This is a genomic window from Carnobacterium sp. (genome assembly GCF_045617425.1).
In the GTDB taxonomy this organism is placed as follows: domain Bacteria; phylum Bacillota; class Bacilli; order Lactobacillales; family Carnobacteriaceae; genus Carnobacterium_B.
Map to the genome: position 1 here is coordinate 315,947 of NZ_JAZLIO010000003.1, position 16,488 is coordinate 332,434.

The 16,488-nt window shown below is 35.2% G+C and carries 12 protein-coding genes; 11 read left to right on the forward strand and 1 reads right to left on the reverse strand.

Going from position 1 to position 16,488, the window contains the following annotated elements; translation table 11 throughout:
* Positions 1-36: 36 nt before the first annotated feature.
* The 10 genes from rpoD to ACKI3H_RS02115 all read left to right on the forward strand — a co-directional run bounded on the left by rpoD (position 37) and on the right by ACKI3H_RS02115 (position 14,578).
* Complete coding sequence (rpoD, locus tag ACKI3H_RS02070; RefSeq protein WP_350450033.1) at positions 37-1,158, forward strand: RNA polymerase sigma factor RpoD; 1,122 nt, start codon at positions 37-39, stop codon at positions 1,156-1,158.
* 130 nt (positions 1,159-1,288) lie between these two features.
* On the forward strand, positions 1,289-1,747 hold the full coding sequence (locus ACKI3H_RS02075) for a hypothetical protein (RefSeq protein WP_035024165.1): 459 nt from the start codon (positions 1,289-1,291) through the stop codon (positions 1,745-1,747).
* 32 nt (positions 1,748-1,779) lie between these two features.
* On the forward strand, positions 1,780-2,484 hold the full coding sequence (locus ACKI3H_RS02080; protein ID WP_407370629.1) for a tRNA (adenine(22)-N(1))-methyltransferase: 705 nt from the start codon (positions 1,780-1,782) through the stop codon (positions 2,482-2,484).
* Positions 2,481-3,605, forward strand: coding sequence for a Nif3-like dinuclear metal center hexameric protein (locus ACKI3H_RS02085; protein ID WP_407370630.1), 1,125 nt, complete (start codon positions 2,481-2,483; stop codon positions 3,603-3,605). Before ACKI3H_RS02080 ends, ACKI3H_RS02085 begins: the two co-directional genes overlap by 4 nt.
* Before the next feature lie 29 nt (positions 3,606-3,634).
* Positions 3,635-4,870, forward strand: coding sequence for a peptidase T (gene pepT, locus ACKI3H_RS02090; RefSeq protein ID WP_407370631.1), 1,236 nt, complete (start codon positions 3,635-3,637; stop codon positions 4,868-4,870).
* 2 nt (positions 4,871-4,872) lie between these two features.
* Complete coding sequence (locus ACKI3H_RS02095) at positions 4,873-5,133, forward strand: DUF1294 domain-containing protein (protein WP_407370632.1); 261 nt, start codon at positions 4,873-4,875, stop codon at positions 5,131-5,133.
* A 351-nt stretch (positions 5,134-5,484) separates the two neighbouring features.
* The gene (locus tag ACKI3H_RS02100; protein WP_407370633.1) at positions 5,485-9,105 is read left to right on the forward strand and encodes a PD-(D/E)XK nuclease family protein; all 3,621 of its coding nucleotides are present in this window, start codon (positions 5,485-5,487) and stop codon (positions 9,103-9,105) included.
* Complete coding sequence (gene addA, locus ACKI3H_RS02105) at positions 9,102-12,905, forward strand: helicase-exonuclease AddAB subunit AddA (RefSeq protein ID WP_407370634.1); 3,804 nt, start codon at positions 9,102-9,104, stop codon at positions 12,903-12,905. The genes ACKI3H_RS02100 and addA overlap by 4 nt, the downstream gene beginning before the upstream one ends.
* Before the next feature lie 498 nt (positions 12,906-13,403).
* Positions 13,404-13,802 carry a hypothetical protein gene (locus ACKI3H_RS02110; protein WP_407370635.1) on the forward strand — a complete coding sequence of 133 codons (399 nt, stop codon included), beginning with the start codon at positions 13,404-13,406 and terminating at the stop codon, positions 13,800-13,802.
* Between the two features lie 371 nt (positions 13,803-14,173).
* Positions 14,174-14,578, forward strand: a complete 405-nt coding sequence (locus ACKI3H_RS02115) for a cytidine deaminase (RefSeq protein ID WP_407370636.1) — start codon at positions 14,174-14,176, stop codon at positions 14,576-14,578.
* A 130-nt stretch (positions 14,579-14,708) separates the two neighbouring features.
* Here ACKI3H_RS02115 and ACKI3H_RS02120 read toward each other — a convergent pair whose 3' ends face one another.
* Positions 14,709-15,239 carry a GNAT family N-acetyltransferase gene (locus tag ACKI3H_RS02120; protein WP_407370637.1) on the reverse strand — a complete coding sequence of 177 codons (531 nt, stop codon included), beginning with the start codon at positions 15,237-15,239 and terminating at the stop codon, positions 14,709-14,711.
* A gap of 852 nt (positions 15,240-16,091) precedes the next feature.
* On the opposite strand from ACKI3H_RS02120, the gene ACKI3H_RS02125 reads away from it, so the two are divergent.
* The coding region (locus ACKI3H_RS02125) for an FAD-dependent oxidoreductase (RefSeq protein ID WP_407370638.1) at positions 16,092-16,488 on the forward strand (397 nt) is incomplete at its 3' end.

Consider the following 16,488-nt stretch of genomic DNA (forward strand, 5'->3'; position numbering starts at 1 on the left):
ATATGTACGAGTAAGATTGAAAGAGGAGGCTTTTTAATGGCTGAAAAAAAACTAACAACAAAAAAAGCGTATGATAGTGAAGTAAAGAGTTTAATCAAAGAGTATAAAGCAGCAGGAACTATTCATTACGATGAGTTAACAAATAAAATAGCAACTCCTTTTTCTTTAAATGCTGAAAAAATGGATCAATTGATCCAAACGGTTGAAGATGCAGGTGTTGGAGTGGTTGGAGACGATGGTGGTCCAACAGCTCGACAACTGAAACTCAAAGAAATGAAAGCTGAAAGAGAAGCAGAAAAACCAGAAGACTTAACGGCTCCTCCTGGAGTTAAGATCAATGATCCTGTTAGAATGTACTTGAAAGAGATTGGACGGGTGAATTTATTAACGGCTGCTGAAGAAGTTGAATTAGCGATAAAAATAGAAGAAGGCGATCAAGAAGCACGTCAACGTCTTGCAGAAGCTAACTTACGTTTAGTTGTTAGTATTGCCAAACGTTATGTTGGGCGCGGTATGCAGTTCTTAGATTTAATCCAAGAAGGAAACATGGGATTAATGAAAGCTGTTGAAAAGTTCGACTATAAAAAAGGATTTAAATTCTCAACTTATGCAACTTGGTGGATTCGTCAAGCAATCACGCGTGCGATTGCCGACCAAGCACGTACAATTCGTATTCCAGTGCACATGGTTGAAACAATCAATAAATTGATTCGTATCCAACGTCAATTGCTACAAGATTTAGGCCGCGAACCAACTCCTGAAGAAATCGGAGCAGAAATGGATCTTCCAACTGAAAAAGTTCGTGAGATTCTAAAAATTGCACAAGAGCCAGTTTCTTTAGAAACTCCTATTGGAGAAGAAGATGACTCTCATTTAGGGGACTTTATTGAAGATCACGATGCGACAAGTCCAGCAGAAAATGCTGCTTATGAATTGCTGAAAGAACAACTAGAGGATGTGCTAGACACTCTTACAGATCGTGAAGAGAATGTACTTCGTTTGCGTTTCGGTTTAGATGATGGACGCAATCGTACTCTTGAAGATGTTGGTAAAGTATTTGGTGTAACACGCGAGCGTATTCGTCAAATCGAAGCTAAAGCACTTCGTAAATTACGTCACCCTAGCCGTTCAAAACAATTAAAAGACTTCTTAGAATAAAAATAGATGAAGGTCGTCCAAAATCAACATTATTTGGACGGCCTTCTTTCGTATTGAGAGATAAAACTCAACGAATGGAAGAAAAAACTGGTATAATAATAGACGATGTAAGAATGAAGGGATGAATGACATGTTATCATTTGAAGAAAAAAAGGCTATTTTTGATAGCTACGAAGAACTAACGGCAACAAAGGTATCAATGAATCGTTTGAATTACCATTTTAAAGACAGTGCAGTACCTAAAACAATGGCTGTGCGCTTCCTTCACCCGAATGGAAATGCTTTGATTTATGCAGGCTATTTACCTAAAGAAGAAACAGATAAAGGCTACATTTCTGTAAGAGATGAAGATGAAGCAACGATTCGTTCTTTAGTGGATCAAGCGATTGCTCATTTAAAGAAAACAGCTGACGGATATGAAGAAGGTTATTCTGAATTATGGTTTGACAATAACGGCGATGTTTTACGTTTAGTCTATGACAATCCGACATGGGTCGTTACTTTACCGAACGATCAAGTTGAAGGAGTTTTTCATTCAAAAGATGCTGCAGAAGGTTATTTAATGGATGAAGAGTTCTTCCAAGGATAAACAAGGATTATGAAAAGAAAGAAGTGATGAGTATGGACGAAAGTCAATTATCGCTGCGTTTAAGCAGAGCGGCGTCTTATGTCGAACCGGGGGATCGTTTAGCGGATATCGGTTCTGATCATGCTTATTTGCCTTGTGCTTTAGCGAGTAATAATCGCATTACGTTTGCTATTGCAGGAGAAGTTGTCGAAGGCCCTTTCCAAGCAGCAAAAAACCAAGTGCGACGTCTTGGTTTAGCAGACCAAATCAGTGTACGTTTAGGGGATGGCTTAGAGGTTCTTTCTCCTGAAGATGATGTAACCGCGATTACGATATGCGGCATGGGCGGTTCCTTAATTGCCTCTATCTTGGACAATGGATTTAAAAAAGGTCATTTGACAGGCAAGGAACGCTTGATTTTGCAGCCGAACGTAGGAGAAAGAACTTTGCGCGAATGGTTGGTCAATCATGAGTACACGATTACGGCTGAAGAAATCATTGAAGAAAACAATAAAATTTATGAAGTGATGGTGGCCGTGAAAGATCCATTACTAAAACAAACTGTAACGGAATCTTACCTAATGTTTGGTTTTCATTTAAAAGAGGAACGTTCTGCTATCTTTAAAAAGAAATGGCAAAAAGAACTTGAAAAAAACCGCTATATTCTAGATAGTTTAACGCATTCAAGTGCAGATCAAACAACTAAAATCAAAAAAATCCAAGCAGAAATTCAAAAAATAGAAGAGGTGCTAAAATGACTGAGACTTATGGAAGTGAGTTTATCCAAAAATTTGAATCATTTGCTCCAAAATATTTAGCTGAATCAGGAGATCCGGTTGGTTTAGCGGTTGGAACGTTAAAGAAACCCATAAAAAAAATGATGGTGACATTAGATGTTCGTCCAGAAGTGGTGCAAGAAGCTATTGAACAACACGTTGACTTTATCTTTGCACATCATCCACCTATTTTTCGCCCACTTAAAAATTTAGCCACAGATGATGCACAAACGAAGATGTATGCGGATCTATTGAAAAACGATATAACCGTCTATGCTGCGCATACAAATTTAGATGTGACTACAAATGGGATAAACACATGGTTAGCAGATGAGTTGAACTTAACAGAAACAGAGATCTTACATGTTACGAAAAGACTGGAATATAAAAAGATTGCAGTCTTTGTTCCAAAAGAAAATGAAGAAGAAGTTCGAAAAGCGCTAACTGCTGCAGGAGCGGGTCAAATCGGTCCGAATTACAAAGATTGTACGTATACATTTGAGGGTATTGGACGCTTCACGCCTATCAATCATGCTAATCCGACCATTGGAGAAATTGATGAACCTGAACATGTAGCGGAAGTACGAATTGAAGTTGTGTTTCCTGAACACCTAACGCAAACAATTGAAAAAGCGTTATTTGAAGCTCATCCTTACGAAGAACCGCCATATGATTTATATACGATTGAGAATTTTGTTGATGAATATGGCCTTGGAAGAATAGGGAATTTAGCTGACCCTGTTACTGTTCAGGAGTTTGCTCAAAAGGTTAAAGAAACGTTTGGTGTATCGGGCTTACGTTACATCACACCCGATAAAGATAAACTGATTCAACGTGTTGCCGTTTGTGGTGGGGATGCAGGAAGCTATTATTCAGATGCCTTAAGCAAAAAAGCAGATGTGTTTATTACTGGAGATGTTTATTACCATACAGCTCATGATATGTTAGCTGACGGATTAAGCGTTATTGATCCTGGTCATCATATTGAAAGCATTTGTAAACCGAAGTTGGTTGAATTATTTACGGAGTGGAAATCTGATCTTGAATGGGATTTTGATATCATCCAATCAGAATTAAATACAGATCCTTATAAATTTATCTAAAAAACGATGTTGAAAGGAAGTTATCTCTTATGTATGAAAATCTAGTCCCTCGTTTTATTCGTTATGTGAAAACAGAAACACGTTCTGATGAAAATAGTACCACTATTCCATCCACGCAAAGCCAAGTGGCGTTTGCTAAGACCTTAATGAAAGAATTAGAAGACATTGGTCTAAGCGATATTTCTTATAATGAGAGCAATGGCTATGTGACAGCAACATTGCCAAGTAATACAGCTAAAAAAGTACCCACTGTTGGGTTTATTGCTCATATGGATACAGCTGATTTTAATGCAGCAAATGTAAATCCGCAATTCCATGAACAATACAATGGAGAAGTGATTGTTTTAAATGAAGAGCAACAAGTTGTTTTAGATCCTAAAGAGTTTCCTAATCTAAAAAATTACATCGGCCAAACGTTGATCACAACCGATGGGACAACGTTATTAGGAGCTGACGATAAAGCAGGAATTGCCGAAATCATGACAGCTATGGAGATTTTGATCAATGATAATTCAATTGAACATGGTGATATTCGTGTTGGTTTCGGTCCAGATGAAGAAATCGGTATTGGAGCAGATCGTTTTGACGTTCCAGGATTCAATGCCACATTTGCATATACAATGGATGGTGGTCCTATTGGAGAATTAGAATTTGAAAGCTTTAATGCAGCTTCAGCAATAGTTAAGATTCAGGGTAAAAATGTTCATCCAGGTACTGCAAAAAATACGATGGTAAATGCAGTGAAAATTGGCATGGCTTTTGATGCATTATTGCCTCAAGATGAAGTTCCTGAAAAAACGGAAGGCCGTGAAGGGTTCTACCATCTAGTTGGAATAACGGGTGAAGTAGATGAAGCAACATTGACTTATATTATTCGAGACCATGATCGTGAAAAATTCGAAGCGCGTAAAGCCTTCATGCTAGAACAAGCTGAAAAATTAAATAAAGAATATGGCAGCGAACGAATCACAATTGACTTAAATGATTCTTACTACAATATGGGTGAGATCATTGAAAAAGATATGACTGTAGTGGATTTAGCTGAAGAAGCGATGGAAAATCTGTCTATCGAACCAATCATCGAACCTATTCGTGGCGGTACAGATGGTTCTAAAATTTCCTTTATGGGACTGCCAACACCGAACATTTTTGCTGGTGGAGAAAACTTCCATGGCCGCTATGAATTTGTAGCCGTTGAAAGCATGGAGAAAGCTACTGCAGTAATTGTAGAAATTGCACGCTTGAATGCTTTAAAAGGAGCTTAAGAATGATTTTTGTAATGAGTTATCTGCTTATTTGCAATAGCCTTTTGTTTGTTCTAATGTATGTAGATAAACAAAAAGCTGTAAAAAGACAATGGAGAATTCCTGAAAAAACATTGTTATTTCTAGGTCTCATTGGCGGCGGATTTGGTGGTTTGATAAGCATGAAAGTATTTCGACATAAAACGATGAAACGATCATTTAAGATGATTTATACTTTAGGAGCGGTCTTTGCTACTTTCTTATTAGTATATGTTAATCGATAATAAATAGTAGGTTGGGACATTTGTCTCAGCCTTTTTTGTCTAGAAAATTAGACTAGAAGCTTTTCGGTTAACAAATTAAACGACAAAATGCTTGTTCATGGAAGAGTGGAGCATAAAATAGGTATCGCTCTGTCATGAAACGCCTCTACACGGAAGAGTGACAGGCTAAATGAACGTCACTCTTCCGTCAAAAGTGGTTTCACGAACAAGTGAAGCAAAAAATCACACTCACTCTTCCATGAAAAGATAAAAATGAATGTTGGTATAAGGGTAAGTTTCTTCTCTCGTTATTTTTTTGCGTATGTTAAAATGAGAGACAGAGAAGTTGAATGAGAGGATGTGCGAAATACGATGGGATTGCAATTTGTGTTAGGCCGTGCGAATCGTGATAAACGTTCGGTACTATTGGATGAGATAGCAGAAAGCCTGACGAAACAAACGGAAGAGTCTATTTTTTATTTAGTTCCGGACCATATTAAATTTCAGGCTGAAATGACCGTTTTAGAAAAACTTAGTCACTATTCTTATTTTGAAAAGAAGCCGATTATGGGCATGATGCATTTACAAGTATTCAGTTTTACACGATTAGCATGGTATTGGTTAAAAGATACCGATATTTACGCTAAGCCGCAATTAACCACAACCGGTTTATCGATGTTGATTCGCAAATTACTGATTGAACATGAAGAAGAGTTGACCATCTATCGCGGTGAAGTCCGAAAAGATGGATTTGTTCAGCAAATGACAGATCTGTTTTTAGAATTACGCAGCGGTCGGATTGCACAAGCAGATTTGGATCATATGATGTTTAGTCTAGGTACTTCACCTAAAGAAGCCGATTTCAAATTGAAGTTACAGGATCTATCCTTAATTTATCAGGCTTTTGATGCAGCATTATTGAATAAATATATCGAGTCTGAAGATATTGTGTCTGCATTGATTCAAAAAGTGGAAGAGTTAGATTTGTCTAAAACCACTATTTACATTGAAAGTTATTATCAATTTACTGCTCAAGAACAAGCACTTATTTTGGCATTAATGAAAGCTGCTAAAAAAGTGACGATTGCGCTGACCTCAGATAAAGCATATGCCGTTGAAAAACCGGAAATGCATAATTTATTCCAGACATCCGGAGCAACTTACTATAAATTGTATCAACTGGCTCGCCAAAATAATATTCCAGTCTACAAAGACAAACTGATCCAAGAAATTGATGAGGCATACTGTGGGGAATTAAATCAACTGGAAGAATTTTGGGTAGAAACGAGCCAAATCACCTCAACAAACAATGAGCTGTTAGACAACATTGATACGATGGGGAATTGCATCGAGATATGGGCTGCAGAGAATAAACAAGCAGAAATCACCCATGTGGCCAAAGAAATTCGTAAATTGGTTGCCACTGGTGATTACCGTTATAAGGATATTTTAGTCTTGACTCGCAATATGGATGATTATCTAGCCATCATAGAGCCGTTATTTAGTAGTCACGAGATAGAGTTATTTGTTGATAGTGCAGAATTGATGAATCAACATCCGCTTATTGAAGTGATTGACTCTTTAGTCAGCATTTACAAACGCAATTGGCGATATGCAGATGTGATGCGACTTCTTAGAACGGAGTTAGTGATTCCAATAAGCGAAGGGGAAGAAGCTCTTTCAAAAGAACGCGCACAACGGGTGAATCAGCATGTGCAACGTGCACGACAGTTTAGAGAACGAGTGGATGTAACCGAAAATGTATTATTGTCTTATGGCTATGAGGGGTACCAATGGACAAAATCAGATCCTTGGCACTACACTCGTTACTTCTATGAAGATGCCGAGTTTCAGTCGGACAATGATCAGCGGATTGAACAGATTGCCAATTCCATTAAAACGGATCTGACAGGATTATTGGTTCCATTTTTCAACCGATTAGAAAAAGCGCAAACCAGTAAAGATGCTGCAAAAGAACTGTATGTATTTATGGAAACCATTGGAGTTAAAGATCAAATAGGCTTTTGGAGAGACCAAGCGATTGAAGACAATGATCTTGAAGAAGCTCGCAAACATGAACAAACATGGCAAACATTTTTGCAGCTTTTAGATGAATATGTAGAAGTTTTGGGAGAGGAACCGTTCGACTTGGATAGTTTCTATGCAATCTTAATGACGGGATTTGATAATGCGACTTACAGCATGGTTCCACCAAGTATTGATCAAGTCACTTTTTCAGGTATTGAAGGAACACGTATCGGAACAGCCAAAGTCACATTTATGCTGGGAGTAACCGATGCCCACTTGCCCGCTAAAACTGAAAATAAAAGTATTTTAACTGAAGAAGATCGGGATTTCTTTTCACAATTTCTAGACGATACAAAATATTTAAAACCGACTGTTGAAGCGGTTATGGCGTCTGAACTGTTTATTGCTTATCAAGCCTTTTTAGATTCTTCTGAGAAATTGATTTTTAGTTTCCCAACCAGCGATGAAACAAAGAATGGTCCAAAACTATCACCATATGTGGACAGGATAGCAAAAGCGTTTCATCTTCCGATCCAACCCAAATTGATGGATGTCACATCACTAGAAAATCCATCCGATAAAGAATTAATGGATTTTGTTGGAACGAAAAAAACGACGATTAGTCAGCTGTTGATGATTTTGCGCAAAGAGCAAGATCAAAAAGGTCAGTTAAGTTTATTTTGGCAAAATTTATATACGTTCTTTAAACGAGATAAACAAGTGGCACGCGATTTTAATCACTTACTGGTTAGTTTGGTTAAGAAAAATCTGCCAGTACCTTTAAAAAGTACCATTGCAACAGATTTGTATGGCAAAGATTTGTATTTATCTGTTTCTCGTTTAGAAGCTTTTTATGCAGATCATTATGGCCATTTCTTGACGTATGGATTGAAGTTAAAAGAACGAGATGTTTTTGAACTTTCTCCAGCTGGTACGGGAGAATTCTTTCATGATGCGTTAGATCACTTGTTTAAACAAATCATTCAAAAAAACCTCAGCTTTGATCAATTGACGGAAGACATGCTGGAACAATTGACATCAGAAGTGTTAACAGAACTTTATGGAAAACCAAAATTCTCTATTTTAAATGCCTCCAATCGTATGAAGTATATTCGTGATCAACTAGGACAAACGATTAAAAAGATGGTTTGGGTCATCGGCAATCAAAGCAGACGGACAAATATGAAAAATGTCCAGACAGAAGTTTTATTTGGTCAAGTTGCAAATCAAACCGGTATTGAAGGATTATCTTTTCCACTGAACAATGGTGGAACCCTACATTTACGCGGGAAAATCGATCGAGTGGATGCCATGAATCTAGGTGATGATTATTACCTAAGTGTAGTGGATTACAAGTCAAGCGCGCATAAATTTAATTACCAGGATGCTTATTATGGTCTAGCTATGCAAATGATTACGTACTTGGATACGGCTCTTCAAAATGCTGTTGGATTGATTGGACACGAAGCTAAACCTGCAGGTGCGTTTTATTTGCATGTATCCAATCCGTTTATGAAAAAGGGGACATTTTTAGATGAAGATGCGTATATCAATGAGTTGCTAAAATCCTATAAAATGGACGGATTGTTGCTTGAAGATGAAGACATGCTCTTGTCATTAGATCCTACGATTGAACCGACAAAAGCTTCACTTGTCTATCCCTTCAATCAATTGAAAAATGAAGACTTAAAATCGAATAAATTTGTTACGTTGGATGAAATGACTGCATTACGCCAACACAACCAAAAATTGATTGTTGATGCCGGCAATAAAATTGTAGAAGGAGTAAATACTTTAAATCCTTTCTATGAAAAAAGACAATTTATTCCGACTGTTAATGGACCATTGCGCGCAGTTTCACAATTTGATGCGATGTTGCCTGAAAACAATTATCGTCGGATGGAATCGTTAAAAAGAGAAGACATTCTTAAGAAAATGCAAGAAGAGGAGGAAGATGAAGAATGATGAACCCACTTCCGCTAAAACCCGAAAACAGTCATTTTACCGATGGACAATGGCAGGCAATCTATGAAGAAGGCCACAATATTCTTGTGTCTGCTTCAGCAGGTTCAGGTAAAACAACAGTTCTTGTCCAACGTGTGATTGAAAAAATAAAATCGGGGACCAATGTTGATGAGATGTTGATCGTGACTTATACAGAAGCAGCCGCAAAAGAAATGAAAGCTCGGATCCAAGTTGCAATCCAAGAAGCCGTCACATCTGAAAGTGATATGGAATTAAAAAGACACCTTACTCGACAAGTAACCTTGATTCATCAAGCGTCAATCAGTACATTGCATGCTTTTTGTCTTCAAGTAATCCGTCGTTATTATTATTTGATTAATTTAGATCCTATCTTTAGATTATTAACGGATGAAACAGAGATTCTTTTACTTAAGGAAAGTGTCTGGGAAGAAGTAAGAGAGGAGTTGTACGGAGAAGAAGACTCTCTTTTTAAAGATTTGACCGCTTCGTACTCTAATGATCGAAGCGATGCGGGGCTAACAGACTTAATCTTCTCTTTGTATGAGTTTTCAAGAGCTAACCCTAGGCCTGCTGTGTGGTTAGAACAATTATCTTATTTATACCAAGTAAAAGAAAATGATTTAACGACCGGCATTTTATTTAAAGAACTGTTAAAACCTCAGATTTTATCAGTATTGGACAGTCTAATCGAGCTTTCTCAAGTTGCGGCTCAGCTAGGCGAGGGTACTGAAGAGCTAAAATACCAAACCGATTTGATTCGCGGAGAATGGATCGCATTGCAAGAAATTCAAGCATATATCAACGAACACAATTATCAAGCAGCGTATAATTGCTGTAAAAACTTTGAATTTGCTCGATGGAAAGCAATCAAAAAGGGAACCGATGAAGCGATAAAAGAAACGGCTGAAGAAATGAAGGGATTACGTGATCAATATAAAGCTCGTTTTAAAGAATTAGCTAATGATTATTTCTCTGCTTCTCCCCAAGAACAAATCGACTTGATGTTAAGTGCTGCTCCTTTGGTTGAAGAAATGGCGCGTGTGACGCAACTCTTCACAGAAGCTTTTCGTCAGCGCAAGGATGAACGGAACCTTTTAGATTTTAATGATTTAGAACATTCGACTCTCCAAATTCTGGCTCAGTTCAATGAGGAAGACTGGGTTCCAACTGAAGCTTCGATGCATTATCGAGACAAATTTAAAGAAGTCATGGTTGATGAATACCAAGACATCAACCAACTTCAAGAAAATATATTGCGTTGGTTAGCCCATGACAAATCAGATCAAGGAAACTTGTTCATGGTAGGTGATGTGAAGCAATCCATTTATTCATTTCGTTTAGCTGATCCAGGATTATTTTTAAAAAAATATGAACAGTATGAATATCACGAATTAGGTGAACGAATTATATTAGCTGAAAATTTCCGTTCACGTGGTGAAGTGTTGCAATTCACTAATTTAGTCTTTGAACAACTAATGGATAAAGCAGTTGGACAAATGGATTATGATGAAGCGGCTAAACTCGTGCAAGGCTTTACAGGTTTTCCAGAATTGCAGAAACATCAACCGGAACTTTTGATTTACGAAAAAGGTACTAATGACACCGAAGATGAGGACGAAGAAACGGAATCGATTAATTGGGATATGCGGATTGAAGATAAGACAGAAGGCGAATTATTGATGGTCGGCCAAAAAATTCAAGAATTGATTCAAACGCAATTTCCAATTTATGATAAGCGAGCTAAAACAACACGTCCAATTAATTATCGAGACATTGTTTTGTTGACACCAACTAAAAAGAATAACTTGGTATTAATGGAAATGTTCAAACGACTGGCTATTCCGCTTCAAGTAAATGATACACAGAATTACTTTCAAACGACTGAGATCACGATTATGATGTCTTTGCTGAAAGTCATTGATAACCCATATCAAGACATTCCTTTGGCTGCAGTGTTGCGTTCGCCACTTGTTGGATTAGATGAGAACGAATTAGCTTCAATTAGGATCAGCCAAAAAACAGGGGATTACTTTGATGCCGTAAAAACGTTTTATCAAACTTATCCAGGTGTAGAAAAAGCGAGTCGTTTTACCTCACATTTATATGGAAAAATCGATGTGTTTTTAACGCGGTTGAACAAATGGCGTGAAATTGCTCGACGAGATCATTTAGTAGCATTAATATGGACAATTTATGACGATACAGGATTTTTAGACTATGTTGGAGGAATGAGTTCGGGTAAACAACGCAAAGCTAATTTGCATGCTTTATATGAGCGTGCAGCCAGCTATGAAAAAACAAGTTTTAAAGGATTATTTCAATTTGTACGATTCATCGAAAAAATGCAAGAAAAAGACAAAGATCTAGCAGAGCCTACAGCTATATCTGAAGATGAGAACGCTGTTCGAGTGATGACGATCCATGCAAGTAAAGGACTAGAGTTTCCAGTCGTCTTTGTATTAGATTTAACGAAAAAATTTAATTTGCAAGATATTAAAAAAAGTTATATTTTTAATGAACAATATGGAGTGGGAACGGATTTTAAAGATTTGGACCGTCGCATTCGATACCCATCTTTACCGGAAATCGCTTTGAAAGTGGAGAAGAAAACGAAATTGTTATCTGAAGAAATGCGAAAATTATATGTAGCATTGACACGTGCAGAAGAAAAATTATTTTTAGTGGGTTCATATAAAGATGAAGCAGCAGCATGGAAAGAATGGGGTGTCGTTAGTTCCCATAATCCAACCGTTTTGCCAGCCGATATTCGATTTACCGCTAGTAGTTTAATGAAGTGGATCGGATTATCTCTTGTTCGTCATCCTTCAAGTCAAAATGAGGAGATCTCTGTCAGTGCCAGAAATGGAGCCATTACCAATCATTCTGCCCATTTTAGTATCCACTTTTATGATGAAAGTGCAATTCAAGAACAATTGATTTCAAAAGATAATGGAACGGATGAAAACTGGTTAGAGAAGTTGAATCAGTTGCAAGATACAATCTCTGAGGCTGAACCCAAACAACTCACCGTTCAAAAAGCGTTAGAATTGATGAATTACATTTATGAGCATGAAGGTGCTTCTCATACAACCAGTTATCAATCGGTTTCAGAAATCAAACGGCTATTTGAAGAGCCAGACAGCGATCAAATGGTTAAAATCGATATCAATCAACCGAGAAATCGAAACCGGTATGTTGAAGAAACTCTAGATCGACCACTGTTTATGGCTGAATTAACCGCTCCTTCGAATGCAGAAATAGGAACGGCAACGCATTCCGTGATGCAAGCTGTTGATTTAAGTACGGCTCCTACTATAGAAACACTGGAAGCTCTAATTGCGTCATTGATCAAAAATGGCGTTTTAAAAGAAGATGTTGCTGCAAAAGTCAATGTTGAACAAGTAGTGGAATTTTTTACAACACCACTAGGGAAAATGATTATTGATTTTTCAAAAGATGTTCATCGTGAAGAACCATTCTCACTTTTATTAGAAGCTGAAAAATTGTTTACAGATATGAATGGCGACGCTGAAGACAAAATATTGATTCACGGAATTATTGACGGCTATATCGAGTTAGAGGATCGGATTATTTTATTTGACTACAAGACAGATAGAGTCAGTCATTATGGGCCACAATCAGGTGAGAAAATGTTAGAGAAGTATAAAGGTCAAATGAATTTATACCGATCTGCATTAGAATCTATTTTAGATAAAAAAGTTACGGAAACCTATCTATGTTTATTAGATACAGGAGAAGTCGTATCCGTACCATCATAAAAAATATTGGCTAATAAATATTTTAAAAAAAGAATAGATGCTATTAAACATCTGTTCTCTTTTTTATTGTGAAAGATATTCTACGAGATAAATATATAGTATAAAAATCTTCCTTCAAAAACTATTTTGAAGGAAGATTTTTAAAATGAAATGGGATAGACAACACAAAATATGAACTACAGAAGACAAGAAAAAAAGTAAACTATAATTAATGTATCTCAGTTCTTTTCTGACGAATAAATAAATAAATAAGTCCTAATAAAATCGCATAAAATGGGTTAACTATAAACATTAATATTTCGCCTTTTTTATCAAGAGACTATTAATTTTATTATACTATCTCGTAAGTATCTCCATGCTAAAAAATCATTCTATATAAAAGTTTCAATACTGAACAGTATAAAATAACCTTAGGTACGTTAAATGTATATTTAATGATATAATTTAATAGAAATTTATTAACCACTATATATTCTAACAACTTGGGAGAGGCACAAAATGAAAAAGAATAAAAGATTACTTTTCACAAAAGTTCTTTATGGTTTATTTTTATCGGCGACTATAGTAACTTTTTTTATTATTTATAAAAATATAGATAATGCTATTTCTTTTAAAATTTTAGTAGGGTATCTATTTTTAACTTTCTTCATGCTAATATATGTTCCTTTTACAGCCCTTGTAAATATTAGGAACTTTAAAGGGGTTTATATAAGGAAAAGAATATTTAAATTTATTACCGTTTTTATTTTATTGAGTACTGTAAATTATTTTTTTGGTTACGTAATGAGGTCTTCTAAAATAGATTTATTTAACGTTTTTTCAACTAGCTTTGGTATATCTTTTGGTATAGCTTTTTCTGAAATTATTTTTTTCAAAGATAAAAATGAAATAAGGTAGGTAGAAAAATTTATAATAATATTTACTAGTAAAAATAGTATTATTTTCTGATGATAGCTATTACAAAAAATAACTGGAGAGTTTAAAAGTAATTAACTATTCTTTTTTTTCAGAGATTTATTTATATTTAAGAGGAGCATTAAATATGAATCGAAAATTAGTATTACATACAAAGATTTTTATCTTATTACATTTGTAAGTATTGTAGTTGGTATTTTTTTATCATTATCTAAAATAAAAATAAGTGTAGCAATTAAACTTTAAAAAATTTAATAATGTACAACTATATTTTTAGATTAAATGGAACATAAAAAACGATTATAGCAAAGATATCATCCGAAATAGTATATCTACAGAAAGGAGCTTATTTAATGAATATAGAAGAAACTATATACCAAGCAGCTATACTGTTAATAGAAAAAAGATATCCTAAAGGCTGGGGTGGTGCAGCAGCTATGTACACAAAAAATAATCAAATCTTAACGAGTGTATCTCCAGATGTATTGAATGCTTCAACTGAGTTGTGTATGGAGACAGGATCAATATTAGAAGCACACAAATTGGATACTTTTGTTACTCATAGCATATGTGTGGTTAGAGAAAATGAAAATGCTCCTTTTAAAATATTAACTCCATGTGGAACATGTCAAGAACGTTTAGTCTATTGGGGATCAGATGTAAAAGCAGCAATCACTACAAAAGATAATGACTTATTATTTAAAACTTTAAAAGAATTACAACCCCATCATTGGTTAGAGGCATATAACGGTAGATAGATTTATTTAGGCACATAAACTTCTATAAAATCATGTAACATATCCAAATTAAGAAAGGCCACTAATTTTTCCAGTAAAAAGTGGTCTTATCTAAATTAGCTTATTAATGTAAAAAGAAATTAACTATTAGTTAGTTATTCAAAAAGGAATGAAAAGTAGGATTTATTCTCGCCATTATGTATTCATTCTCGTACTTTCCTTCTTTTATTGCTGCAAGCCGTTTAAGGCCCTCTTTTTCAAATCCAAACTTCTCATATAGATGTATAGCTCTTTCGTTTTTCTCAAATACAGTAAGTTCGAGTCTAACAAGCATTAACCAATTATCTGCTACGTCTATAAGTGCAGATATTAAAGCAGAACCAATACCTTGATTGTGATAATCTTTATGGATCATTATACCTATAGTTCCACTATGTCTCATACGATGATTACCGTTTACAGATAATCCAGCGGTTCCTACAATTAGTTCCTCTTTATCTTGAAACTTTGAAATAGCGACAAACTGGTGCTGATTAGCGTCCATACTAACAACAAAGTCTTCATTTTGTTGTATTCTCTCTGAAGGAATACCTAAAATATTTTCAAATACCCCAGGCATGCGTCTTAATTCGTTTAAACCTTTACCGTCCCCACTATTAATTGGTCTAATATAAAATTCCATATGTATTCCTCCTTAAAAAATAGTTAAGCTACTAATTATGTTTAAAATCAATGATGCTTACTAATTATATTATACAGTTTATTTTCTCTTAAAATTACATTAATTTAATCATCAGAAGATGCTTTAATTAATAATTAGTATATAATCTTAAACTAATTACATTTATAAGTGATAGCATACTTTTAAATCATCTACTAACTACAGGCAAATGAAAAAAGGGAAGCTGAATTCACATATTTAATGATTCATAAACAACAGTATGTTAATGATTAGCACTTTAAATAAAGTATTAAAAACGAAGTCACTTGGATTAATAAAGTAGTAGAGTTATCTAATGATCTTTTTGAGTAAACGGAATAAAGTTTTACCGAAATAAAAAATTCCAATATTGAAAATAGTTGAATTAGAAATATGCGCTCATAAATAGATAACAATTATCTTTATATGAGACTATATTTTTATTGTTGCATATAGATAGAACATCATCTATATTTAAATTAAGAGAATAAAAAGAAGGGAATTTTTATGGCTATTAGTCTTATTCCATCGTAATGAAAGCTTTGTCTGAACTTAAATAGGTGAAAATAGTAGATAGTATTCCATATGAGTAGTTATGTACTTGTAACGTTTTAGAGGATTTTGATTTTACCTAAATGACCTTATCCCACCATAAAAATTCTTGTAAATACAGATTTAGTAAAAGTAGAAAAAAGAACAGAACACCCGTAGTCAGTGAATGAAAGAAAGTATGAACTATAAAGGTGGAAAATTGTTAAAAATTTGAATTTTTTAATAGATAAATCCATTCTAATAACGAGCTTTTATTAAACAATAAGTGAGGAGAAAAACTATATGAAAATTATTGTCATTGGATCCGTTGCAGCAGGTACTTCGGTAGCAGCTAAAGCTCGAAGAAATACAGAGGAAGCTGAAATTGTCGTGTACGATCAAGGAAAAGACATTTCTTATTCTGTTTGCGGAATTCCTTATCAAATTGGTGGAGAAGTTGAAGAATTAAGTGCCTTAACTCCTAGAGATGCAGTATGGTTCAAAAAGAGATACAATGTCTCAGTTTTCACCGAACATAAAGTGACAAAAGTTGATCATACCAACAAACAGTTAGAAGTGACGGATCTTGTTTCTGGAGAAAAGAAACTAGAAAATTACGATGTATTGGTTTTTGCTACAGGGGCTTCTCCATTCACTCCACCTCCATTTAATCAAAAAGAGTATGATAATGTGTTCCAAG

Bases quoted from the DNA above. Each gene is read 5' to 3' on its own strand.
- rpoD (WP_350450033.1), top strand. From the start codon at position 37: ATGGCTGAAAAAAAACTAACAACAAAAAAAGCGTATGATAGTGAAGTA.
- ACKI3H_RS02075 (WP_035024165.1), top strand. From the start codon at position 1,289: ATGTTATCATTTGAAGAAAAAAAGGCTATTTTTGATAGCTACGAAGAA.
- ACKI3H_RS02080 (WP_407370629.1), top strand. From the start codon at position 1,780: ATGGACGAAAGTCAATTATCGCTGCGTTTAAGCAGAGCGGCGTCTTAT.
- ACKI3H_RS02085 (WP_407370630.1), top strand. From the start codon at position 2,481: ATGACTGAGACTTATGGAAGTGAGTTTATCCAAAAATTTGAATCATTT.
- pepT (WP_407370631.1), top strand. From the start codon at position 3,635: ATGTATGAAAATCTAGTCCCTCGTTTTATTCGTTATGTGAAAACAGAA.
- ACKI3H_RS02095 (WP_407370632.1), top strand. From the start codon at position 4,873: ATGATTTTTGTAATGAGTTATCTGCTTATTTGCAATAGCCTTTTGTTT.
- ACKI3H_RS02100 (WP_407370633.1), top strand. From the start codon at position 5,485: ATGGGATTGCAATTTGTGTTAGGCCGTGCGAATCGTGATAAACGTTCG.
- addA (WP_407370634.1), top strand. From the start codon at position 9,102: ATGATGAACCCACTTCCGCTAAAACCCGAAAACAGTCATTTTACCGAT.
- ACKI3H_RS02110 (WP_407370635.1), top strand. From the start codon at position 13,404: ATGAAAAAGAATAAAAGATTACTTTTCACAAAAGTTCTTTATGGTTTA.
- ACKI3H_RS02115 (WP_407370636.1), top strand. From the start codon at position 14,174: ATGAATATAGAAGAAACTATATACCAAGCAGCTATACTGTTAATAGAA.
- ACKI3H_RS02120 (WP_407370637.1), bottom strand. From the start codon at position 15,239: ATGGAATTTTATATTAGACCAATTAATAGTGGGGACGGTAAAGGTTTA.